Origin of the sequence: Advenella sp. S44, from assembly GCF_002810445.1 — a bacterium.
Classification (GTDB): domain Bacteria; phylum Pseudomonadota; class Gammaproteobacteria; order Burkholderiales; family Burkholderiaceae_B; genus Advenella.
Genome location: NZ_NEXS01000006.1, coordinates 20,086 through 44,354, shown reverse-complemented (window position 1 = coordinate 44,354; position 24,269 = coordinate 20,086). Strand labels below are relative to the sequence as shown.

21 protein-coding genes are annotated in these 24,269 nt (G+C 54.9%); 16 read left to right on the top strand and 5 right to left on the bottom strand.

Going from position 1 to position 24,269, the window contains the following annotated elements:
• The 4 genes from CAP48_RS12655 to CAP48_RS12640 all read left to right on the top strand — a co-directional run bounded on the left by CAP48_RS12655 (position 1) and on the right by CAP48_RS12640 (position 2,598).
• Positions 1–399, top strand: a complete 399-nt coding sequence (locus CAP48_RS12655) for an ectoine synthase (protein ID WP_100697272.1) — start codon at positions 1–3, stop codon at positions 397–399.
• A 25-nt stretch (positions 400–424) separates the two neighbouring features.
• Positions 425–1,342: an ectoine hydroxylase gene (thpD, locus tag CAP48_RS12650; RefSeq protein ID WP_100697270.1), complete on the top strand. Its 918-nt coding sequence runs from the start codon at positions 425–427 to the stop codon at positions 1,340–1,342.
• Between the two features lie 345 nt (positions 1,343–1,687).
• Positions 1,688–1,939: a hypothetical protein gene (locus CAP48_RS12645; RefSeq protein WP_369806354.1), complete on the top strand. Its 252-nt coding sequence runs from the start codon at positions 1,688–1,690 to the stop codon at positions 1,937–1,939.
• Entirely contained in the window at positions 1,936–2,598 is a 663-nt protein-coding gene (locus tag CAP48_RS12640) for a zeta toxin family protein (RefSeq protein ID WP_100697266.1), read from the top strand. Before CAP48_RS12645 ends, CAP48_RS12640 begins: the two co-directional genes overlap by 4 nt.
• Before the next feature lie 15 nt (positions 2,599–2,613).
• Here CAP48_RS12640 and CAP48_RS12635 read toward each other — a convergent pair whose 3' ends face one another.
• From CAP48_RS12635 to CAP48_RS12610, 5 genes are all read right to left on the bottom strand, one after another.
• On the bottom strand, positions 2,614–3,456 hold the full coding sequence (locus CAP48_RS12635; RefSeq protein WP_100697331.1) for an IclR family transcriptional regulator: 843 nt from the start codon (positions 3,454–3,456) through the stop codon (positions 2,614–2,616).
• 159 nt (positions 3,457–3,615) lie between these two features.
• Complete coding sequence (locus tag CAP48_RS12630) at positions 3,616–5,982, bottom strand: cytochrome P450/oxidoreductase (protein WP_100697264.1); 2,367 nt, start codon at positions 5,980–5,982, stop codon at positions 3,616–3,618.
• A gap of 13 nt (positions 5,983–5,995) precedes the next feature.
• Positions 5,996–6,976, bottom strand: coding sequence for a tripartite tricarboxylate transporter substrate binding protein (locus CAP48_RS12625; RefSeq protein ID WP_100697262.1), 981 nt, complete (start codon positions 6,974–6,976; stop codon positions 5,996–5,998).
• Positions 6,977–7,452: 476 nt separating this feature from the next.
• A complete protein-coding gene (locus CAP48_RS12620; RefSeq protein WP_100697260.1) occupies positions 7,453–8,310 on the bottom strand; it encodes an aldo/keto reductase in 858 nt (285 codons plus the stop codon).
• 835 nt (positions 8,311–9,145) lie between these two features.
• Positions 9,146–11,986: a valine--tRNA ligase gene (locus tag CAP48_RS12610; RefSeq protein ID WP_100697256.1), complete on the bottom strand. Its 2,841-nt coding sequence runs from the start codon at positions 11,984–11,986 to the stop codon at positions 9,146–9,148.
• Between the two features lie 182 nt (positions 11,987–12,168).
• Here CAP48_RS12610 and ndk point away from each other — a divergent pair, with 182 nt between their 5' ends.
• From ndk to hflK, 12 genes are all read left to right on the top strand, one after another.
• Entirely contained in the window at positions 12,169–12,576 is a 408-nt protein-coding gene (gene ndk / locus CAP48_RS12605) for a nucleoside-diphosphate kinase (protein WP_100697254.1), read from the top strand.
• 43 nt (positions 12,577–12,619) lie between these two features.
• Positions 12,620–13,771 (top strand): 23S rRNA (adenine(2503)-C(2))-methyltransferase RlmN, encoded by a 1,152-nt coding sequence (gene rlmN / locus CAP48_RS12600; protein ID WP_100697252.1) that lies wholly within the window; start codon positions 12,620–12,622, stop codon positions 13,769–13,771.
• Positions 13,768–14,283: a RodZ family helix-turn-helix domain-containing protein gene (locus tag CAP48_RS12595; RefSeq protein WP_100697250.1), complete on the top strand. Its 516-nt coding sequence runs from the start codon at positions 13,768–13,770 to the stop codon at positions 14,281–14,283. Before rlmN ends, CAP48_RS12595 begins: the two co-directional genes overlap by 4 nt.
• An 82-nt stretch (positions 14,284–14,365) precedes the next feature.
• Positions 14,366–15,676 (top strand): flavodoxin-dependent (E)-4-hydroxy-3-methylbut-2-enyl-diphosphate synthase, encoded by a 1,311-nt coding sequence (gene ispG / locus CAP48_RS12590; protein ID WP_100697248.1) that lies wholly within the window; start codon positions 14,366–14,368, stop codon positions 15,674–15,676.
• 50 nt (positions 15,677–15,726) lie between these two features.
• Entirely contained in the window at positions 15,727–16,989 is a 1,263-nt protein-coding gene (gene hisS / locus CAP48_RS12585) for a histidine--tRNA ligase (protein WP_242444480.1), read from the top strand.
• 77 nt (positions 16,990–17,066) lie between these two features.
• Positions 17,067–17,708 (top strand): tetratricopeptide repeat protein, encoded by a 642-nt coding sequence (locus tag CAP48_RS12580; protein ID WP_100697244.1) that lies wholly within the window; start codon positions 17,067–17,069, stop codon positions 17,706–17,708.
• Between the two features lie 2 nt (positions 17,709–17,710).
• The gene (gene bamB, locus CAP48_RS12575) at positions 17,711–18,868 is read left to right on the top strand and encodes an outer membrane protein assembly factor BamB (protein ID WP_100697242.1); all 1,158 of its coding nucleotides are present in this window, start codon (positions 17,711–17,713) and stop codon (positions 18,866–18,868) included.
• Entirely contained in the window at positions 18,865–20,340 is a 1,476-nt protein-coding gene (gene der, locus CAP48_RS12570) for a ribosome biogenesis GTPase Der (protein ID WP_100697240.1), read from the top strand. Before bamB ends, der begins: the two co-directional genes overlap by 4 nt.
• A gap of 3 nt (positions 20,341–20,343) precedes the next feature.
• The gene (gene hisC / locus CAP48_RS12565; RefSeq protein ID WP_100697238.1) at positions 20,344–21,417 is read left to right on the top strand and encodes a histidinol-phosphate transaminase; all 1,074 of its coding nucleotides are present in this window, start codon (positions 20,344–20,346) and stop codon (positions 21,415–21,417) included.
• A gap of 135 nt (positions 21,418–21,552) precedes the next feature.
• Positions 21,553–21,795: an RNA chaperone Hfq gene (hfq, locus tag CAP48_RS12560; protein WP_014750888.1), complete on the top strand. Its 243-nt coding sequence runs from the start codon at positions 21,553–21,555 to the stop codon at positions 21,793–21,795.
• 66 nt (positions 21,796–21,861) lie between these two features.
• On the top strand, positions 21,862–22,950 hold the full coding sequence (gene hflX / locus CAP48_RS12555) for a GTPase HflX (protein WP_100697236.1): 1,089 nt from the start codon (positions 21,862–21,864) through the stop codon (positions 22,948–22,950).
• Positions 22,937–24,259 carry an FtsH protease activity modulator HflK gene (hflK, locus tag CAP48_RS12550; protein ID WP_100697234.1) on the top strand — a complete coding sequence of 441 codons (1,323 nt, stop codon included), beginning with the start codon at positions 22,937–22,939 and terminating at the stop codon, positions 24,257–24,259. Before hflX ends, hflK begins: the two co-directional genes overlap by 14 nt.
• Positions 24,260–24,269: the final 10 nt, after the last annotated feature.

The following is a 24,269-nucleotide window of genomic DNA, read 5'->3' as shown; positions in this document are numbered from 1 at the left end:
ATGATAGTAAGAAATGTGAAAGATGTTATTGGTACCGACCTTGAAGTCAAAACCGACACCTGGCTTAGCCGCCGAGTATTGCTGGCCAAGGACGGAATGGGATTTTCCTTTCATGAAACCGTGATTTTTCCGGGTACGGAAACCCATATCCATTACCAGAATCATCTGGAAGCAGTGTGGTGCATAGAAGGGGACGGCGAGGTAGAAACCGTTGCCGATGGCAAAAAATATGCACTGGGCCCGGGCGTTGTGTATGCGTTGAATGAAAACGACGAACACTGGCTGCGGGGCGGGAAAGAACCATTGCGAGTTATTTGCGTGTTCAATCCCCCTGTTACCGGTCTTGAAGTTCATGACGAGGATGGCGTTTATCCGGCAATGACCGTGGAAACCGCCTGAACTGTAAATAGAGAAGGAGTGCAAGATGATCGTAACTGACATTTATGAATCACGTACTAGCGGCACTGCAGCAATTATCGCCAGACAGGAGCCTGTTGTATATGACAACGGCACATACGCAGACGCACTGTCTGCCGAGCAGCTCGCATCCTACGAGCGTGACGGCTTTCTGGTGATGGACAACCTGTTCAGCGAACAGGAAGTCAAGATGCTGATGGATGAAGTGCTCGCAATGACCAAAGACAGCAAAATTGCTGCCAGCGATGAAGCAATTACCGAACCGGGCAGCAATGCTGTGCGGTCCATTTTTCGGGTGCATGCGCTGAATAAGGCGATTGACCGTCTTTCCCGCGATCCGCGCCTGATTCATGTGGCGCGCCAGATACTGGGATCCGAGGTGTACCTGCATCAGTCGCGTGCCAATCTGAAACCCGGCTTCAAAGGCAAAGAGTTCTACTGGCACTCTGATTTCGAAACCTGGCATACAGAAGACGGCATGCCCAATATGCGCGCCTTGAGCTGCTCGGTGTTGTTGACCGACAACAACGCATGCAACGGTCCGCTTATGGTTGTGCCGGGTTCTCAACGTCAGTTTATTTCCTGCCGGGGTGTCACGCCCGATGAGAACTACAAGAAATCGCTGAAGGCTCAGGAGTATGGCGTACCCGATCCGCTAAGCCTGGAGCTGTTGGCAGAGCAGGGCGGCATTCAAGCCGTCACAGGCAAGGCCGGCTCAGTGGTGTTTTTCGATTGCAATACGATGCACGGATCCAATGGAAATATATCGCCATGGCCGCGTGCCAACGTATTCATGGTGTATAACAGTGTCGAAAATACACTGAATGCGCCCAAGTATGGATTGGCGCCACGTCCCGAATATATTGCGACGCGTGAGTTTACCGGGGCGCTAGAGCCACTGGATGCGCTGCAGGAAGTGGCCTGATGGACGATACGGAATGTTTTCATCACGGCTGAACGCATTCCGGATTGAACATCTTTGTTCGTTGTCCACATAGAAAGATGGTGTAAAAGAAGCGTTTGAAATGGCCCCGGCTATGTGTCGGGGCCATTTTTGCGTCTAATGCCTGTTACGCCCCGCGCGCTGGATATTGCGATCGTGGAAGATTTCGCTGACATTTTTCGTAGATTGCCTATAATCAGTCGATAGGATCAGAAACCGAATTTATCAGACAGTTGGGGATGGTGGTTATTGCCAAGTTTGGGCAAGGGCCATTATCCTGAAAATACGCAGGCGGCACGTTTTTGTGTGGCGAGGTAAAGTATGGAAATGAAGCTGGAAAATCTGCAGGCCATGACAGAAGTCGAAGAAAAAGTGTTCTGGAGAATGTTCGATGTCAGAATCGCCCGTGATGACGGAGCGGCAGCGCGTGCGCACCTTCAGGCGGGCCGCCCGGTATATTATCGTGAAGACAATACGCCGCCCGGTCTGGTCATCAAGGAGTTTCCCGATGGTCGACGCCAGCTCGTGCGCTTTGTGAATGGCATAGAGCAAACGATAGGCGATACTGCCGCGGCATGAGTGCCCCAAAACTATGGGTGGTAGCGGGCCCCAATGGGGCGGGAAAAACAACGCTGACCCGCTTGCACCTGACGGGCCATCTGCCGGTTGTCAATCCCGATGATCTTGCCGCCGAACTCGATATCCTTAATCGCAATAGTCCGTTGGTCCAAATGCGTGCTGGCCGACTGGCATTGCTTGCCCGAGAAAAGCTGCTCGCAAGTGGGCACAGTTTCGCGATAGAAACCACGCTTAGCGGCAATTCTGAAATTGAGCTCATGCAGCGCGCCAGGGGGCAGGGATATCAGGTTATTCTTGCCTTTGTTGGCGTGGACGATGTGGGGCTGCTTATTGCGCGGGTCAAATCGCGCGTGGATGACGGTGGACACGCAGTTCCCCTGGACGCCATTGAGCGGCGTTACCGGCGCAGCATGGACAACCTGGGCTATGCGCTGCAAATGGCTGATCGAGCCTGGGTGTTTGATAACAGAGGCAAAAGAGGACGCCGTACCTTGCTGATTCGCGAGGAAGGCCGGCTTAAATATGTCAGCAGCTCGCTTCCCATGTGGGCAAAACGGGCAATTCCCACCGCGCTTCGCCGACGCGACCGTGTGCACCGGCATAAACACGGGTTAAAGAATTTTGCGGCCGATATAAACGCGCCTGAACTCACGCGGTAAATCCAGACCGTTACCTTATTTACCAACTGGCAACTTGCTATTGCCAAGTTGTTGGCTGATTTGTCGTGCCTGTTCACGAACGGTAACGGCAATGGGCCCCGTCAGCGAGGTATCAAACCCGCCGCTGGCGCCCAGCGCAGTGAGCACCGCGGTAAGTTGACCTGCGTAATTGAATACCGGCGCTGCAACGGCGCTTATTCCTTTCAGATTGGTGTCGCTTACGCGGATGCAATGTGACGTGCTGATCTCCTCATGCATTTGCGAGACCAGATCGTCAAAAGACGCAGGCAGCTTCTGTGCTTTGCACAACAGATCGTACTCCTGCCTGGCCAGGGTGCGCACAGCAGGCTCATCATGCATCCCCAGAAAGACCCTGCCCGTGGCCGACCATAGAAAAGAGAGTACGGAACCGACGCGGACATTGACCGTAACCGGCAGGCTGGGTTCTTCCATCCGGACGATAGTCGGGCCCTTGTTGCCCATAACGGCAATAAAACTCGTAATGCCCAATTGTTCCCTCAGGCGTATCAGTGCGGGTTCCGATATCCTGATGGGGTCGGCTTGTCGTATGGCAGCCAGACCGATGAGCATGGTTTCAAGGCCCAGAGTATATTGTTGCGTATTGGCGTTTTGTGTGACCAACCCGCCATCGATTAGACTGACCAGATAGCGATGGACTTTGGCAGGGTTTTCTTCCAGATAGGTTGCCAGTGCCGTCAGACTGGCGCCGCCTCCCAGGCTGGCCAGTCCCTTGAGCACGGCCACCACTGTGTCGGCAGCCTGAACGCTTTGGCGGCGCTCGCGGCTGCGAGCAGGTGCAGCAGCGGTGGCGCGGGTGATGTCGGTCAGGGTGTTCATTCGAAAGATAAGCGGGGAAAAGGCATAATCGTAAGTATAGTCGACGTTAAGCTGAACGATCGAACACATTGGCCGCGAGCCGGGTACGAGGAAATAGCGACTCGCATCTGCGTGATGAGGACGAGTGGCATGAAAGAGCAGTACTGTTAATGACGGTTGTCATAGGTCCAGTACAATGCGTTTGCCCGTGGCTCGTGAACAGCAGCTCATCATTTTTTTACCTGCCGCACGCTCTGAACGCGTGAGAACGACATCGCGGTGTTCCAGTTGGCCATCCAGTACGCCCACTTCGCAGGACCCGCACAAGCCTTCTTCGCAATCGCTCTGGATATCGATGTTGGCGGCTCGCAAGGCTTGCAGCAGTGTCTGGTCGGCCTCTACGGTGACCGTCAAGCCAGATTGCTTGAGCTCGGCTTCAAAGGTGTGCTCCTTTTGCGGATCCAGCTTGCCCAGTGTTGAATGAAAGTGTTCAATGTGCAGCGCATCTTGCGGCCAGGTTTCGCAGAGCTGCTCAAGGCTGTCAGTCATGCGTTGCGGTCCGCAGGCATAGATTTGGGTATTGGGCTCTGGCGTTGCCAACAGCTTGGCCAGATTGGCACGCCGGCCTTCGTCGGCCGCGTAGACATGTAACTGCTGCCCGTGCTGTTGTTCCAATAATGAGAGCAATGCCATGCTGGTTCGGCTACGGCCACAATAGTGGATCTGATAATCCATGCCGCGGTCCCGGGCAACACGGGCCATGGCGCAAATGGGAGTGATGCCGATACCGCCGGCAATGAAAATAACTTTGCCGGCTTGTTCATCAAAGTGAAAGTGATTGCGCGGGCCGCGGATACGCAAGGGCACGCCGCGACGAAGATGCTGATGTACCCATGCCGAACCACCCCGGCCCGCATTCTCGCGCAATACGGCAATATCCAGTACCTGGGTGTTTGCGGGGTCTCCGCAAAGCGAGTATTGTCGCGAGATACCCAGCTCCCCGCACACCAGATCAATATGCGATCCTGGGGTCCAGCGCGGTAATGTCTGGCCGTCAGCGGCGGCAAGCCGAATGCGCATGATATCGTCGGTCAGCATTTCGGTTTCCTGGACCACTACCTGACGTGACAATGCGTGCGTGGACGGTTCACCAAGCCGTATCGGATGGTGCTGATTTAATATCTGCGGATTGCATCGCTCAGGATTGTTCGCAGGCTCCCACTCAACCCACACATGTTCCGGTCCCCGGAATGAGGTATTGGGAACATAGGTGAAAGTTTGCTCTGATAATTTCATATGTGGCAGGCGTTGCGTGAGTTCCTGCAGGAAAATCTGCATTTCCATCCGGGCCAGGTTTTTTCCCATGCATTGATGTGAGCCATAACCGAAGGTCAGATGGTCGCTGGCGTTCTCACGACGGATATCCAGCAGATCGGCATCAGTAAAATGACGTTCGTCATGATTTGCCGATGAGCTGACGATCAGCAGTTTCGAACCCGCCGCGATAGGAATACCGCCAATTTCCACATCACGGGTGGCAAGCCGTCGCCATGCGGCAATTGAACCGTTATGACGCAGGCATTCTTCGACGGCATTGGGAATCAAGCCTGGATCTTTGCAGATTTGCTGCCAGACCGGCCGATTCGACAGCAATAGTTTGAACGCGTTGGCAGAGGCGTTGGCGGTGGTTTCATGGGCTGCCACAATGCCGGCCATCATCATCGAGTGCAAATAAGAATCGGGCACAACATCAGGATGCTGTTGTTGCATGCGGATGCCGTATTGCATCCAGCCGGGCTGCTGGGGATCTTTACGCATCTTCTCCAGAATGTTGCCTGCCAGTTGCCAGAAGTTGCCCACGGCGTGGGCGACGGCGACTTGCTCTTCGGGTTTTGGGCGGCCCCAGGTATTGACGGTGTGCGCAATCGAGTACTTGCGCAGCGTATCCATGTCTTCTTCCGGGACGCCCAGAAAGTGCAGGGCGACGGTAAGCGGCACTTCCCACAGCATCTGGTTGACCAGGTCCGCCTTGCCGTCGTTAATAAAACGGTTGACATACTCGCGCGTCAGTTGACGCACCATGGGCTCGTGATGCTGTAAGGCCTCGACAGTAAACGGCTCCATCAGCAGACGCCGCCGCGGCATATGCGCCGGTTCATCCTCATTGACCAGCGTGCGGCTCATGCCGTAGTTGTAGGACTGCAGCACGGCGTTGGCTTCTGGACCGGTGGGCGTGATTTTTTCAAGTGCAATGGATGGACTGAAAGTGATGTTGTCACGAAAAATCTGTTTAATGTCTTCGTAACGCGTGACCACCCAGTAGCCCAGCTTGGGACTAAAAAACACCGGTTCCTGTTCGCGTGACCACCTGAGATATTCGGGCGGATCCTGTTGATAGGCGTCCTCGAATGGATCGAACTGCGCAGCGCGGGCACTGACCGGGCAGGCGGCAGCGCTGCTTGCTGCTGCAGAAAAAGGACATCGGGTTGGCGAAGCCTGCGTGTTCTCCGGTGTCTGTGCAGTTTGCGTAGTTGATTCGGTATTCATGATATATCTCGTATCAGTCCAGCGTAATGTTCAAATCTTTGATTAGTTTATGCCAGCGCGTGCGTTCGTCCTCTAGCAACTTGCCGTATTGCTCAGGCGTATCGCCTACTGGTTCTATACCGAACTCAATCAGCTTTTTGTGTGTCGCCGGTTTGTTCAGTGCGGCTACAACGCTTTTGTTCAGGTTGGCAATAATATTTGCCGGGGTTTTGGCCGGCGCAACCATGCCAACCAGCGCAGCCGCTTCTACGTTGGGATAGCCAGCTTCGGCAAAGGTTGGAACGTCCGGCAACTGAGGCAGACGCTGCGCACTGGCCACAGCCAGTGGCTTGATTTTGCCGCCGCTAAGAAAGCCGGCGCCGGCAGCCAGATCAACCATCATGGCCTGCACCTGTCCGCCGGCAAGATCGGTCAGCGAAGGCGCCGCGCCGCGATAGGGCACATGAGTCATGTTCAGGTCGGCTTCGGTTTTGAATAGTTCCATCGCCAGATGATGAGGACTGCCTGCTCCTGCCGAGCCGTAGTTAATACTGCCGTTGCTGCTTTTGACGTGTTCGACAAATCCCTTCAGGTCTTTGATCTTGCTGGTCGAATTGACGACCAGAATCATGGGAAAGCGGCCCAGCAATGTGACCGGCGCCAGGTCTTTGACCGGATCGTAGGAGAGTTTTTTGTACAAGGCCGAATTAAATACCATAGTTCCATTGTCTGCCGACAGAACCGTGTAGCCGTCTGCGGCGGCTCGGGCGGTGTCGCTTGCCGCGATGGCGGTGTTGCCGCCCGGTTTATTATCAATAACGACTGATTGCTTGATTTCTTCTGACAGGCTTTGGCCGATGGTACGCGCCAGAAAGTCCGAGCCACCGCCGGCAGGATACGGCACGATCCAGCGTATCGATTTATCGGGGAAAGATTGTGCCTGGACCGGGGCCATGATCAGGCTGGTGGCCGCAAGAGCCAGCGAACAGGATGTTAGATAATAGCGAATACGCATGATGTCTCCGTTGTTTTATTAAGTGCTGCGTGGCGCGTTGTTATTGCGTAAATAATATACGCATTGCGTAATCATGGCAATGCAATTGAAATAGGGGTTTCCCATGACGACCTCACACAGATTCGTATTAGGTAACTGCGGTGTTTAGCGAGAGACCGGTTTTTTCTGCATAGCCGTCGCCTGCCAGAGAATCCGTGTGGGCGGCTTATTTCGGTGGCGGCAGAGTGCTGCGGCAACAAAAACCGCCCTTATCAGCGGACGAAAAGGGCGGCAAGAACGTCGATATCACTGCCGGATGACTCGGCAAGGTTGAATGACCGAGTAAAGTCTAACAACACGGCCAGGCTCAATGGCTCCAGCACTGTTAAACAACTCGCCAAGCTCAAACGGCTTAGCAAGGTCGACTGGCTTAGCAAGACTAACTAACGCGCCAAGGTTAAATTACCCGGTCGCCATTGCAGGTGGCGGCCCGGCTATCAGTCGGGAATGGGCATGCTCATGAGTTTGGCAATCCATTCCGGATCTTTGGGATCTCCAGCACTGCGTTGATTGGTATCCAGTGCGGTGATGGATGCCATTTGCTGGTCAGTCAATGCAAAATCGTAGATCTGAAAGTTGCTTTCGACCCGGCTCGGTTTGCTTGAGCGCGGGATCGCCAGCGAACCGCGCTGCAGGTGCCAGCGCAGAATGATCTGCCCAACATCCTTCCCATGGGCTTTGGCAATCTCCAGCAGGACCGGATTGGTCAACAGTGTGGCATCGCCACGCCCCAGTGGGGACCAGGCTTCAAGCAAGATCTCCTGTTCGGTCATATACTCAAACAAGGTGCGCTGCTGGAAAAGCGGATGCGTTTCTACTTGATTGAGTACCGGTTTGCTGTTGGAACTGGCAGCCAGCGCCTCTAAATGATCGATTTCGAAATTACAGACGCCGATGGCTTTGGTCAGCCCTTCATCCTGCAGTTTTTCCAATGCCTTCCAGCTCCGTCTGAACCCTTCGACGGGCCAGTGCAAAAGGTACAGATCCACGTACTCAAGTCCCAGTTTTTTGAGTGATTTATCAAATGCGCGTAGGGTCTGCTCATAGCCGAAATCGGTAACCCAGACTTTGGTGGTCAGATGGTAATGTTCACGCTTGAGGCCCGACTCGGCTAGCGCTTTTCCGACAAACGCTTCGTTCATGTAGCGTGCCGCGGTATCAATAACGCGATATCCGGTTTCCAGCGCCTGGGCGACCGCCGGCACACAGATTTCCTCCTTGTCCAGCTCCCATGTTCCGAATCCCAGCGAGGGGATGGTCTGGCCGTTGTTCAAAGTAAACGTTTTCAATGACATTTGTTGTTCCTTGCCTGGCAATTTGGTTAAAAGGACTGCGTGCAAATCTGATTGCATGGGCTACGTGCAGTGTCCGATACAAATCACAGTTACCATACCAAAAACAAACGTCAGTTGTCTGACGAAGAAGCGCCTACGTGAAAACTTTCAGTAGGGACGGGGACGTAGATAATCGTTCTTGCCAAGCGGCGGCTGGCCTTATCCGAACGTATGTACAGCAGATCCGTTTTTCTGGACACATGCGTCGCCATTCCTGTCGTGTCTCATTTTCGCAATCCATGGTCGATAAACTACAATTAATATCTAAGTGCTAATCAATAAGGATCGCCAGCATGCTTAAGTGTAATAATTCTGGATCGGCAATTGCAGTATGGAGCGTACTTGGCTTGAGCATCGGCGTGGCCGTTGGACATATCGCCATTGGCATTATCGTGGGTTTTGTCATAGGTATGATCATTAACCAACTACGAAAAAAATCGACTGCGCCATAGATAGTGTACCGAACCAAGAGGTCCTTCATCTCCCACCCACGAAAAACGCTCCAATTTATGGATCGAGACAAGCCTTATAGGCAAGCTTGTAAGTATGCCTATATTTGATGGCAAAATCTTTAAGGGCAGAATCTATAAGGGCAGAATCCGAATATATGCACTTCTTGTCTTTGGCAGGTCTAATAAAAACAGGGTCCCATGAAAACATGGGGGCCGGTGACAATTCCACGAGCCACAACTTCCCGAACCTGCAATTCAAGTATAGGCTGGCGCCGCTTGCGCATTACAGATGTGGTCACCGGAGCGAGCTGACCCGGCCCATAAAGGACGAGTCAGCGACCGGCTTACTGCAGGCGCGCCTGTTGCCCGCGAATGCCTTGCAGGCGTTCGGTGAACTGGGCCAGGCGCTCTTTCTCCTGTTCAATGACGTGGCCCGGGGCGCGTGCCACAAAGCCTTCGTTGGACAATTTACCTTGGGCTTTGGCAATTTCGCCTTCCAGGCGCTGGGCTTCTTTGGCAAGCCGGGCAAGCTCGGCTTTTTTGTCAATTTCCACGTTCAGCATCAAGCGGGTATTGTCCAGGATCTGGACCGGCGCGCCCAGGTCCGGCAGCAGTTCAACGACCTGGACCTCGCTCAGCTTGGCCAGCGCCATCAGATAGGGCGTATTGCGATTGAGCATCTGCGCGTCGCCCTGCGCAAACAGCGGCACTTTCTGAGCTGGCGACAGGCTCATTTCGCCGCGCAGGGCGCGGATCGCTTCCACCTGCGCCTTGAGCGCGGCAACCTGCGCCTCGGCGGACGCGTCGATCAGTTCGCGGTTGGACCGTGGGTAAGGTTGAACGCTGATGCTGGCGGTGGTGCCGGCCTGTTTTTTTCCGGCTACCAGCGCCACTTTTTGCCATAGTGCTTCTGTAATAAACGGAATAATGGGGTGGGCCATGCGCAGGATCGCTTCCAGTACCCGGATCAGGGTGCGGCGGGTGCCATTTTGCTGCGCCTGGTTGCCGCGCTGGATTTGCACTTTGGCCAGTTCAACATACCAGTCACAGTACTCATCCCAGACAAACCGGTATATTGCATTTGCAATCATGTCGAAGCGATATTCATGGAACCCTTTCTGAATATCGTCAAGGGTTTGCTGCAGTCGGCTGGTAATCCACTGGTCGGCAAAGGAAAGTTCATTATCGTGCTGGTTGACCGCGTTTGCATCGGGCACGTTCATGAGCACGAAGCGGGTTGCATTCCACAGTTTATTGCAGAAATTGCGGTAGCCTTCGCAGCGCTTCAGATCAAAGTTCATGTTCCTGCCCAGCGTGGCGTAGGCAGCCATGGTAAAGCGCAAGGCATCTGCGCCATAGGAAGCGACCCCTTCAGGAAATGTCTTGCGGGTGTCCTTCTCGATCTTGCTGGCCTGTTTCGGATTCATCAGGCCCGAGGTGCGTTTGGCCACCAGCGAATCCAGGTCGACGCCGTCAATCAGGTCTACCGGATCCAGCGTGTTGCCCTTGGATTTGCTCATTTTCTGGCCGTAGGCGTCCAGAATGAGCCCGTGCACGTACACATGGCGGAAAGGCACTTGGCCTGTCAGATGCATGCTCATCATGATCATGCGTGCCACCCAGAAAAAGATGATGTCAAAGCCGGTTACCAGCACATTCGAAGGCATATAGCGTTTGAAATCATGCGTTTCTGCAGGCCACCCCATCGTAGTAAAGGGCACCAGGGCCGACGAAAACCACGTATCCAGCACGTCGTCGTCGCGACGCAGCGGTCCCGTTACGCCTGCTTTCTTTGCCTTGGCCTGGGCCTCGTCCTCGGTCCGGGCCACAAAGATCTGGCCGTCTTCGGCGTACCAGGCCGGAATTTGGTGACCCCACCATAACTGTCGGGAAATACACCAGTCCTGGATATTTTCCAGCCACTGGTTATAGGTGTTGCTCCAGTTGTCGGGGAAGAACCGAACCTGACCGTCCCGCACCACATCCAGCGCCACGTCGGTAATGCTCTTGCCAGGATTGTAAGTGCCTTCGGGCGCAGGCTTGCTCATGGCGACAAACCACTGATCGGTCAACATGGGCTCAATGACCGATTTGGTGCGATCGCCGCGTGGCACCATGAGTTTGTGCGGCTTGGTGTTCTCCAGCAGCGATTGGGCCTCCAGTTCCGCGACAATCTGCTTGCGAGCCTCGAACCGGTCCAGGCCGCGATAGCGGGCGGGCGCCTCGTCGCTGATTTTCGCATCCAGCGTCAGAATACTGATCATGTCCAGCTGGTGGCGCTGACCAACGGCATAGTCGTTAAAGTCGTGGGCGGGCGTGACTTTGACCACGCCCGTACCGAACTCACGATCCACATAATCATCGGCAATCACTGGAATGTCCCGGTCGCACAAGGGCAGGCGAACCGATTTGCCGACCAGATGACTATAGCGTTCGTCTTCCGGGTGGACCATGACGGCGACATCGCCCAGCATGGTTTCCGGGCGAGTCGTCGCAACCACCAGGTGCTGCAGCCCATCGACCGGCTCGGTAAGCGGGTAACGGATGTGCCACAGAAAGCCATCCTCTTCCTGGCTTTCGACTTCAAGGTCCGATACGGCCGTGCCCAGTACCGGATCCCAGTTGACCAGTCGCTTGCCGCGGTAGATCAGGCCCTGTTCGTAAAGACGGACAAAGGTTTCAACCACGCCCACGGACATTTGGCTGTCCATGGTGAAGTATTCACGGGGCCAGTCTGCCGATGCGCCCAGCCGGCGCACCTGAGCGGTAATCGTGTTTCCGGACTGCTCCTTCCACTCCCATACCCGCTTGACAAACGCCTCGCGGCCCAGCTCGGTGCGGCTGGTGTTCTGGGCATCCAGCTGGCGCTCAACGACGATTTGCGTTGCAATGCCGGCATGGTCGGTGCCGGGCACGAGTACCGTGTCGCAGCCAAGCATGCGATGGTAGCGGGTCAGGCCGTCCATGATCGTGTGATTGAAGGCGTGTCCCATGTGCAGGGTGCCAGTGACGTTCGGGGGCGGAAACTGGATGGTGTAAGGTTCGCCACTTTCCGGTGCGTCCGTGGATGTGTGGCGGCCGGCCCGGAATACGCCCATGCGTTCCCATTCCTGGTACCAGGTGCTTTCCAGCTCATGGGGTTCAAAACTTTTGGGCAATTCGTCGGTGGCAGGTGTTTGAGTCATAGTGTCAGCAGTGGATGGGCTTGCGGTTTATGGCCGCCGGGCCCAAAGGTAAGCAAAATGGTGAGTCTTTATCGAAAACCCTTATTTTAAGGTGTAGCGCGCTAATTTTGCATGTTAAAATGCCGAGTTAGTTAAAACTTCGCAGAAGTAACTGTTTTCATTGAATATTTGGAGTAATTTAAATGGCTGTTGAACGTACGCTCTCTATCATTAAACCTGACGCTGTTGCCAAGAATGTTATTGGTGAAATCGTTTCCCGCTTTGAAAAAGCCGGCCTCAAAGTGGTCGAAGCTCGCATGCAGCAACTGAGCCAGGCCGAAGCCGAAGGCTTTTACGCAGTCCACAAGGAGCGTCCTTTTTTCAATGATCTGGTCAAATTCATGATCTCCGGCCCTGTTTTTATTCAGGTTCTGGAAGGTGAAAATGCCATCGCGAAAAACCGCGAACTGATGGGCGCCACAGACCCCAAGAAAGCCGAGCCCGGTACCATCCGCGCCGACTTCGCCGACAGCATCGATGCCAATGCAGTTCACGGCTCTGATGCTGCTGAAACAGCAGCTAATGAAATTGCTTACTTCTTCAAAAAGTAACAGGCTCGCTGAAAACCTGCTCCATTATCCGCAAAAGGCTTGCATGACTACTACCGATCAACGTATCAATCTTCTGGGTGTCGAATCCGATTCGCTCGTCAAGCAGGTGGGTGCATGGGGTAACAAGCCTTTTCGGGCGAAACAGCTGCTGCGCTGGGTACACCAGCGCGGTATCTCCGATTTCGACCAGATGACGGATCTGGCCAAAACGTTTCGCAGTACGCTGGCGCAACGTTGCACGCTGGCGCCGCCATCGGTCATTACTCAGAAAGTGTCTACCGACGGTACACGCAAGTGGCTGTTCGATGTGGGCAATAATAACGCCGTGGAAACGGTGTTTATTCCGGAAGATGACAGGGGGACCCTGTGCATTTCCAGTCAGGCCGGTTGTACCGTGGCCTGCCGTTTCTGCTCCACCGGGCATCAAGGATTCAACCGCAATCTGACCACGGCAGAAATTGTGGGTCAGTTATGGAAGGCACGCCACGATATCATGCAGGACATGTCCGCTGCACGCCTGGCTGCCGCCAACGAACAGGATCTTCGCGTGATCAGCAATGTGGTCATGATGGGAATGGGCGAGCCGCTACTGAATTATGATCAGGTTCTGCCGGCACTGCTTCTGATGCTGGACGATAATGCCTACGGACTGTCGCGCCGTCGCGTCACGGTGTCTACCTCTGGTGTGGTGCCTTTCATGGATCGGCTGGCGCATGACTGTCCCGTTGCGTTGGCCGTGTCGCTGCATGCCCCGAACGATGCGTTGCGCGACCAGTTGGTCCCGCTCAATCGCAAGTATCCACTGGCCGAACTTATTGCGGCCTGTAATCGTTACCTTGAGTATGCGCCGCGTGACTTCATCACGTTTGAATACGTTATGCTCGATGGCGTGAACGATTCTGATGAGCATGCCCGGCAATTGGTGGATATCACGCGTCAGGTCAAATGCAAGTTGAACCTGATTCCGTTCAATCCGTTTCCTGAGTCGGGTCTGAAGCGTTCGACCAATGCGCGTATCCGCCAGTTCTCCAGTTTGCTGGTGGATCAGGGGGTCATTACAACCGTACGCAAAACCCGAGGTGAAGATATTGATGCCGCCTGTGGTCAGCTTGCGGGCGACGTTAAAGACCGTACCCGCATCAGCGAACGCATGCAGGCCTTCAAATCTATTCCCATAACCGAGATTGCTTCATGACCAACGAAACAGACATCGCCGCAGATCCCCTCCGTGAAGAGTCGGCTCCCGTAGAATCGCTGGGGCAGACGCTCGCAACGCTGCGGACCGCCAGAGGTCTGACGTTGGCCGAAATATCCAATCGCATCAAGTTTTCCGAAACACAGCTGCGGGCATTGGAAAGCCAGAACTGGGCCACGCTGCCTAACGGCTTCATGCTGCGCGGCATGGTCAAGAAGTATGCCCAGGTGCTGGAAACGGACGAGCAGCCGCTGTTGCATCTGCTGGGACAGCAGCCCGGTATCGAGCGCGATCAGCTGGTTGCAACAACCCCCACAAATATTAACCTGAAGCGCAGCACCGATTACGAAATCCGTGACACGTATTCCCGTTCGGGCCGTTCCAGCGGTACGGGCTTATGGCTGTTTGTGATTTTGCTTGTATTGGTCGTTATTGCGGTCTACGGCTTTACCCGCGGCTGGTACACATTGCAAGATCTCGGGCTTGAGAGCCTGGAACACTGGTTTGAATAACTGACCCGATGGTGTTGCTGCTGTCGCTCCAGTGTGCTGTTCCGACTAAGGCAAGACCACCTTGTTTAAGACTGACTCTACCATGACTATCGTCGAACAATCTCCCTTTCCCATTGGCCCGCTGACCCGTCGCCAGACTCGCGGCGCTCGCGTCGTCTGGGGGTCAAGGCAGGTGCAGATTGGTGGCGGCGCACCGGTCGTCGTGCAGTCAATGACCAATACTGATACGGCCGATCCGATAGCCACGGCAATCCAGGTCAAGGAGCTGGCCCAGGCCGGTTCTGAAATGGTTCGCATCACCGTCAATACGCCCGAGGCGGCCAAAGAGGTGCCCGCGATCCGCGAACAGCTGGATCGGATGGGCGTTTCCGTACCGCTGGTTGGCGACTTTCATTACAACGGGCACAAGCTGCTGACGCAATTTCCCGAGTGCGCCCAGGCGCTGTCCAAATACCGGATCAACCCCGGCAATATGGGCGGCGGGAAAAAGCGCGACGATAATTTTGCGCAGATGATCGAAGTGGCCTGTCGCTATGAAAAGCCGGTACGCATTGGCGTTAACTGGGGCAGCCTGGATCACGAGCTCATGGCGCGCATGATGGACGACAACAGCCGGCGCAGCGTACCCTGGGATGCTTCGGGCGTCATGCGCGAGGCACTGGTCGTATCTGCCATTACCAACGCGGCCCGCGCCGAGGAACTCGGTCTGGCCGGCGATGCCATTATCTTGTCCTGTAAAGTGAGCCATGTGCAGGATCTGATTTCTGTATACCGAAGCCTTTCAGCCCGCTGTGATTATCCCTTGCATTTGGGACTGACCGAGGCGGGCATGGGTAGCAAGGGTATTGTGGCCTCTACGGCCGCGTTGTCTGTACTGCTTCAGGAAGGGATCGGTGATACGATTCGGATTTCGCTTACGCCGGAACCTGGCGGTGATCGCACCCGGGAAGTCATTGTGGCGCAGGAGATACTGCAAACCATGGGCTTGCGAGCGTTCACACCGATGGTCGTGGCTTGCCCTGGCTGCGGGCGCACCAGCAGTACGTTCTTCCAGGAATTGGCCGATAGTATTCAATCCTACCTGCGTCAGCAAATGCCGTTATGGAAAGCCGAGTACCCAGGCGTGGAAAGCATGAATGTCGCTGTGATGGGATGTGTGGTAAACGGCCCGGGCGAGAGTCGGCATGCTGATATCGGGATAAGCCTGCCGGGTACGGGGGAAGTGCCGTCGGCCCCGGTATTTATCGATGGTCAGCGCAGCGTGACCCTGAAGGGGGACGCGATTGCCCAGGAGTTCCAGCAAATCGTGCGCGATTACGTGCACCGGCGTTACGGCGTGCAGGGTTCGGATTCATCCGGACAGAACAGTAATAATTTGAACCGACAAGAGTAACTATTTTGAGCAACACAACCGCATTTCAGAAGGTCACAGCGTTACGCGGAATGAACGATATCCTGCCGGGCCAGTCGGCCCGCTGGGAAGAACTGGAGGCCCGGCTTCGGCAGTGGCTGAGCCTGTATGGCTACCAGAATGTGCGAACCCCCGTCCTGGAGCAGACCCGCTTGTTTGCGCGTGGCATCGGCGAAGTCACCGACATTGTCGAGAAGGAAATGTACACCTTCAGCATGTCAGCCGACAGGCAAGAGTTGATCACCATGCGCCCCGAATTTACTGCAGGCATCGTGCGGGCTGCCATCGAACATAATATGCTGTACGATCGCCCGCAGCGCCTGTATACCATGGGTCCGGTATTTCGTCATGAGCGACCGCAAAAAGGTCGCTATCGGCAGTTTCATCAGATCTCGGTCGAGGCCCTGGGCTTGCCCGGGCCAGATGTTGACGCCGAACAAATCATCATGCTGGCGCGCTTGTGGAAGCAACTGGGCATTAACGATATCCGACTGGAACTCAATTCGCTTGGGCAGTTGCCGGAAAGGCAGGCGCATCGGCAAGCTCTGATCGCACATCTGGAAGCCCATAAAGATGTCCTGGACGCCGACGGGCAGCGCCGCATGTATAGCAACCCCTTGCGAGTGCTGGACACGAAAAATCCTGCTATGCAGCAGATGGCCAATGATGCGCCTAAACTGTTTGAATTTCTTGGCAGCGAATCCAAAGCGCATTTTGATGCCATATGCCAGCGGCTTGACGATGCCAATATCGCCTACACGCTGAATCCGCGGCTGGTACGCGGGCTTGATTACTACAATCTGACGGTATTTGAATGGGTCACAGACAGGCTGGGCGCCCAGGGGACTGTTTGCGGGGGCGGTCGCTACGACGGCCTGTTTGATCTGCTTGGTGGCAAAACCGCACCGGCGATCGGCTTTGCCATTGGACTGGAGCGCTTGCTCGCATTGTGGCTGGAAGAGGCCAAAGTGCAGACGACGCCCGAATGTGATGTATATTTCGTCCATAGCGATGCGCAATGTGCCCGCGCTGCAGCAAGACTGGCCGAGTCGGCCAGAGATCTGGGCGTTGCTTGCATTGTGCATCCGGGCTCGGGCTCGTTCAAATCACAATTTAAGCGGGCCGATGCCAGTGGAGCGCGCCTTGCCGTCATATTAGGGGAAACCGAAATGGCGCAAAATACAGCTTCGGTGAAGTTCCTGCGTGCAGATACCCTTGGCGACACACCACCGCAGTTGAGCGTGACGCAAGGCGAACTGGCCAGCGCATTGCTGGATAAGCTGCAGGGTCAGTGAATAATTAACAATCAACAACAGGCAGTCTCGCTAGTGTGATCGGCGGCTTGGAGAATTAGTAAAGGAAAGTTGAAGATATGGCTTTTGACCTCGAACAACAGGAACGGATCGATACGCTCAAGGGGTGGTGGGATCGTTTCGGCAACACAATTCTGACCGCCATTATCGTTGTCATGCTTGGCATATTGGCATGGTACGGTTGGAACTGGTACCAGTCTTCCCAGGTCAAGCAGGCACTTGGCTATTACGAAATCGTACAGACATCGGCCGTGTCTACGGACGCAGACAGCCAGGCCCGTCTTGAGCAGGCCACCGCCGAACTCAAGAAGAACTATGAGGACACCGCCTACGCGGCGCGCGGCGCGTTGCTTGCGGCTGATTTTTATTTGCGCGGCGGCAATATCGACAAGGCCGCTCAAGAGCTCAACTGGCTGGCAGGGCGCGGCAGCGATTTTCCGGAGCTGTTGCCTGTGGCCAAGCTGCGTCTGGCCAGCGTTTACGCTGATCAGAAAAAGTTTGACGAAGCGCTGGAACAATTGAATAACCCGCCCGAAGCGTTCAAGGCGCTTTATGACGATCGCAAGGGAGATGTTCTGATTGCCCAGGGCAAGAAACCGGAAGCGGTTGCCGCGTGGCGTTCTGCGCTTTCCGGCCAGCGTCTACCCGCAGCATTCGTGAACACCATTCAATTGAAAATTAGTGCTTTAGGTGGAGAATAATCATGATGTTTCAACATATGCCACGTCGTTTTCTGAAAGTTACGATGCTCGCCGGCGTCCTGGCGCTGGGCGGTTGTAGTCTGTTTGCCACGCCTTCGCAATTTGAGCCGGTCGACCTGACCGAGTACACCCAGACCACCGTACCTGCTGCCGCTTGGAGTGCCTCCGTCGGTTCCGGCAGCGGCGTCGGGTTTGCCCCGGCAGTTGCCGGCGACAGCGTCGTGGCGGCAACGCCGGATGGTTCGGTTGCAAGGATCACGTTGTCCAACGGCGCGGTGCAGTGGAAAACATCAGTCGGCAAATCCCTGTCTGCCGGTGTAGGTACAGACGGCAATATTGCCGTGGTTGCCGCGCCCGATGGTACGATTACCGCATTGGATATGGCCGGCAAGACGCTGTGGACAGCCAAGGCGAGCACGCGCGTGTCAACACCACCTGCAGTAGGCCAGGGCGTCGCGGTCGTCCGGGCCGATGATTATCGTGTCCAGGGGTTTGATGCCGGCAGCGGCGAACTGCTTTGGAATTACCAGAGAACCAATGCCGCGCTTGCATTGCGCGCCGTTTCCCGCATGATTATCGACAAGGGAAATGTGCTGGTGGCCGTTCCCAGTGGGCGGCTGGTTGCATTGGATCTGAAAACCGGCAGATTGCAATGGGATATTCTGGCCGGACCGATCCGTGGCATGACCGATCTCGATAGCGTGACCGATGTTGTGGGCGCGCCGGCGCTGGTGGGCAATGGCGTTTGCGTGGCCACTTACCAGGGCAATGCCGGCTGCTACACGCCCGACCGTGCTGACGGCCAGGCGTTGTGGTCTCAGCCATTTTCCAGTGCGACGGGCGTCACACTGAACAATGATTCGCTCTATGCTACCGGTATCCACGGCGAAGTGGTACGCATGGCATTGGGCAACGGACAGCAGCAATGGGTCAATAAAGTGTTGAAGAACCGCGGGTTGACCAATGCCGTGTCCAACGGCAATGTTGTTGCTGTGGGCGATTATGAAGGCTATATACACTATCTGTCTGATGCCGATGGGCGTCTGCTTGGCAGATCCGAATTTGGTGGTGAGGCGATGCTCTCGCCACTGACCGCGACCGCCCAGGGGATCCTGGTTCAAACCGGCGCGGGTAATCTTGTTATGCTTGGTGCACGTTGAGTACTGTTTCCTTTAAACCGGTGGTGTCGCTGGTTGGCCGGCCTAATGTCGGCAAGTCGACCCTATTTAATCGCCTGACGCGTTCCCGGGCCGCGCTGGTGGCCGACTATGCGGGCCTGACCCGCGACCGCCACTACGGCGAAGGCCGCGTTGGTGATATTCCGTTTCTGGTAGTGGACACCGGCGGATTCGAGCCGGTGGCCAAAAGCGGCATTCTCATGGAAATGGCAAGACAGACCAGTCTGGCCATCTCCGAATCGGATGTCGTGATTTTCCTGGTGGATGCGCGAGCCGGCGTCAATGCGCACGATCATGAGATCGCCCGCCTGTTGCGCAAAACCCGCGCGCATGTCTTTCTGGCGGTAAACAAGGCGGAAGGCATGAACCAAGGTGTTGCCACGGCAGAGTTCCATGAACTCGGTCTGGGCGAGCCCTATGCCATTTCATCGGCTCACGGAGATGGCGTGGTCGATCTTATCGAAACGGCACTGGCCGACGTGCTGTCAAAGTCCCAGCCTGCAGGCCGCTCAGAGGCGGAAGAAGAGGCGCAAGAGGACGAGGTTGAGCTGTCCGACGAGCAGATTGCGCAAGTGCTAGCCGCCGGCGAATCGGCGGACAGCCAGAGCGGGGCGAATCCCGAACCCGCCGAAGAGATATTTACCGACCACCGTCTGAAGCTGGCGATTGTGGGCCGACCCAACGTGGGCAAGTCCACGCTGATCAACACGCTGCTGGGTGAAGAGCGCGTGATTGCCTTTGATATGCCTGGCACTACGCGCGACGCGATCGAAATCGAGTTCGAGCGCAACGGTCGCCTGTATACCCTGATCGATACGGCCGGCCTGCGCAAGCGCGGCAAGGTGTTTGAATCCATTGAAAAGTTTTCGGTCATTAAAACACTGCAGGCGATCGAAGCCAGTAACGTGGTTGTGCTGATGCTTGATGCGCAAAGCGAGATTTCCGAACAGGACGCACACATTGCCGGGTTCGTGCTTGAGACTGGCAGGGCGCTGGTGGTGGCCATCAATAAATGGGACGGGCTGGATCGCGACAAGCGCGATTGGATCGAACGCGAATTCGAACGCAAGCTGCGGTTTCTGTCATTTGCCAAAATGCATACCATTTCTGCGCTCAAGGGAGCAGGGATTACGCAATTGATGCGCTCTGTTCACGAGGCGCATGCGGCTGCGTTTGCCAAACTGTCAACACCAAAGCTGACGCGCGAACTGCATGCGGCGGTCGAGCAGCAGCAACCGCCGCGCAAGGGAATATTCCGTCCCAAGATGCGTTATGCACATCAGGGTGGACAGAATCCGCCGCTTATTGTCATCCATGGCAATGCGCTTGATGCCATTCCCGAGTCGTATCGACGTTACCTTGAGTCACGGATGCGTTCCGCTTTCAAGCTTGAGGGTACGCCGCTGCGAATCGAATTCAAGTCTTCCAAGAACCCATACAAAAAAGCAGAGTAACCCATGAGTGCGTACTGGAGTGATTTTGTCAAAACGCTGGATCCGTATGTGCCGGGTGAACAGCCCACGCAGACTGATCTGATCAAGCTCAATACCAACGAATCGCCGTTTGCGCCGTCGCCTGCCGTTCTTGAAGCGATCCGCCAGGCAACGGCAGATCAGCTGCGGCTGTATCCCAGTCCCGAAAGCGACCGCCTACGTACCGCCGTAGGCAAGTACTACGATTTGCCGGCCGACCATGTATTTCCCGGCAATGGGTCTGACGAAGTGCTAGCACACCTTTTCCTGAGCCTGTTTCGCCATCAGGGCAAGCAGATTCTGCTGCCGGATATTTCCTATAGTTTTTATCCGGTCTATTGCCGGCTTTATGATATTGATTATCAGAGCGTGCCGCTTGCGGACGATTTCAGTATTCGTATTCAGGATTATCTGGCACTGCCGGCCGAGTCGATCAGTGCGGTCATATTCCCCAATCCGAATGCGCCTACCGGTATTGCCCTGACGCGCGCCGAGATTGAACAGTTGCTGATCCAGCGCCCTCAATGGGTGGTTGCGGTTGATGAGGCTTATGTTGATTTCGGGGCAGAATCGTGCGTACCGCTGATCAGGAAATACAAGAACCTGGTGGTGTTGCAGACGCTATCCAAATCGCGTTCGCTGGCTGGCTTGCGTGTGGGCTTTGCACTTGGTCAACCCGAATTGCTTGAAGGATTGGTTCGCGTCAAAAACAGTTTTAATTCATATCCGATAGATCGCCTGGCAGAGGCGGGCGCGATCGCGGCGTTTGAAGATCAGGCCTACTTCGAACACACCATAGGGCAAGTGGTGGACACGCGCGAGTACTTAATCGAGGCGTTGAAAAAGCTTGGCTTTGAGGTGCTGCCATCGCGCGCCAACTTTGTTTTTGTTTCACATCCGCAGCACGATGCAGGGCAATTGCTGGCGGCGCTGCGCGCCCACGCTATTTTGGTGCGTCACTTTAGCCATCCGCGTATCGCGTCATTTCTGCGTGTTACGATTGGCACAAAAAAACAGTGCGAAACTCTCATTAAGTCATTGTCTGAAATACTTTCTTAATCTAATATAGCAAATTACTGCTTTTTTTCTGATTGATCCTGTATTGTCGTTTGTGGCTGATCAGTAATCAGGTTAATCAGTAAAGAGTAAAGTCGTTTTCAGTTGTAAACCCAAATAACATATGGAGCCTAGCCAATGAGCACTAAAGGGCAATCACTACAAGATCCTTTCCTGAACGCGTTACGTAAAGAACATGTTCCCGTTTCCATTTACCTTGTAAATGGAATCAAATTGCAAGGGCAAATCGAATCATTTGACCAGTACGTCGTATTGTTACGCAATACCGTAACACAAATGGTTTACAAACACGCTATTTCTACAGTTGTTCCCGCAAGGGCCGTCAGTTTCCAAATTGACGCACCAGCTGAACAGGAATAACCACCTCCGTTTTTTGCAAAAGCCCGCCAAGACGACTTGTGCGGGCCTTTTGTTTTTCAGGACGCTATGCGCGTATTAATTATCAGTGTTGATTCAGGCGATCTGGATCACCCGGCACATGCCGAAGAATTTCAAATGCTGGCCGAAGGTGCAGGTGCACAGATTGCGGGCACCATGACCGTCAAAAGAGACAAGCCCGATGCCGCTTATTACATAGGCAAAGGCAAACTCGAAGACGCGGTGGCCATGGCCGACGACCAGGACGTAGAGCTCATTTTATTTGACCAGCCGCTAAGCCCGGCACAGCAGCGCAATCTGGAGCGCGCCTTTGAGCGGCGCGTGGTCGACCGGGTGGCGCTGATCCTGGACATTTTTGCCTTGCGTGCCAAAAGTCATGAGGGCAAGCTGCAAGTAGAGCTGGCTCAATTGCGGCATCTTGTGACGCGCTTAACCCGCATGTGGACTCACCTTGAGCGACAACGCGGTGGTATCGGCATGCGCGGTCCCGGCGAATCTCAGCTGGAGATGGATCGCCGCATGATCGGCTCCAAGGTCAAGGTGTTGCGTGAGCGGCTGGCCAGGGTAGAACGCCAGCGCAAGACCCAGCGGCGTTCACGTGCTCGCAGCAATACCTTGTCAGTGTCGCTTGTCGGATATACCAACGCGGGTAAAAGCACACTTTTTAACGCTTTGACGCGGGCTGATGCCTATGCGGCCGACCAGCTGTTTGCGACCTTGGACACCACCACGCGAAGAATTTGGATCGAAGGCGCCGGTAATGTGGTGGTCTCTGACACCGTAGGCTTCATCCGGGACCTGCCCACCACGCTGATCGCCGCCTTTAAGGCGACGCTTGAAGAGACAGTGCATGCCGACCTTCTGCTGCATGTGGTGGACGCAGCTAGCCCGCAAAGAGATGAGCAGATTGCGGAAGTTAATAAAGTTTTGGAAGAAATAGGGGCCAATGAGATCCCTTGTATACTTATTTACAATAAAATAGATCAAGCGGGCTACGAACCGCAAGTGGAAAGAAACGAAAAGGGCGAACCGGCCCGTATATTTGTGAGTGCACTACAACGAACTGGTTTGGACGGATTGCGCGGGGCAATCGCTGAGTTCAGGCCTTCAATAGGAAACGAAGTTGCGATTCTCTAATCTTTTTAATCTTAATGATCCAGGCTGGGGTCGGGGAAGTCAGAATAACAATAATTCCGACGATCCATCGAAACGTCCTGGCAGGCCCAACGACGGGCCGCCAGATCTGGACCAGGTCTGGAACGATTTCAATAAACGGCTTAAATCCATATTCGGCAAGAAGGGCGGTGGCAATAACGGGTTCAACCGCCCTCCGCAGAACAATGGATTTTCTCCCTCGCCAAAAGCGACGCGCGTGGGTATTGTCTTAATCATCATTGTCGCACTGGCATTGTGGCTGGTAAGCGGCTTTTATATTGTGCGTGAAGGTTACATGGGGGTTGTCACGCAATTTGGCCGCTATCAGACTACGGTGCTGCCAGGCCTGCACTGGCATTTACCCACACCTATCCAGAGCGTTGAAAAAGTCGATATTTCAAGTGTACGTAATTTTACATTTGGCTATAAAAACGACCTGAATAACAAGGTTCCGGCCGAATCGCTCATGCTGACCGAAGACGAAAATATCGTCGAGGTGCAATTTGCGGTTCACTATCGCTTAAAAACTGATTTGACGCCAGACGCAGCGACGCAACGTTCGCCTGCGGCCGATTTTCTGTTCTCCATGGTCAATCCGACCGAGTCAGTGCGTCAGTCCGGTGAGACAGCGATGCGTGAAATCGTGGGCAAAGAGTCCATGAATAATATCCTGTACGAAAGTCGTACTGCTGCGGCCAACAATGTTATGAAGCTGATGCAGCAAATCCTGAATCGCTACCGCTCCGGTATCGAGGTTACATCTGTTGCGATCCAGAACGTACAGCCACCAGAACAAGTGCAGGCGGCATTCGAAGACGCCATCAAGGCCGGTCAGGACAACGAGCGGCAGAAAAACGAAGGTAATGCCTACGCCAGCAAGGTTATCCCAGAGGCCCGAGGTCGTGCTGCACGTCTGGTCCAGGGCGCCGAAGGTTATCGCGAAGCGATCGTGACGCAGGCCAAAGGTTTGGCCGCACGCTTCGAAAGCGTCCAGGCCGAATACGCCAAGGCGCCGGAAGTGACGCGAGAGCGTATCTACATTTCCACGCTCAGGGATGTGTTCCAGAATACGTCTAAAGTATTTCTTGATACCAAAGACGGCAACAATATGATGTATCTGCCGATAGACAAGATTCTTGAAGGCCAGGGCGGGCAAAAGCAACAGCCGCGAAAACCGGACAACGACTCACCCTCGCCGGGTTCGTCGACCGATACACAGTCCAGCGGCAATACCACGGCACCACGCAATGATAATCGCCTGAGCCGTGATAATTTTGACCGCAGCAGGTAAGAGGACCCAT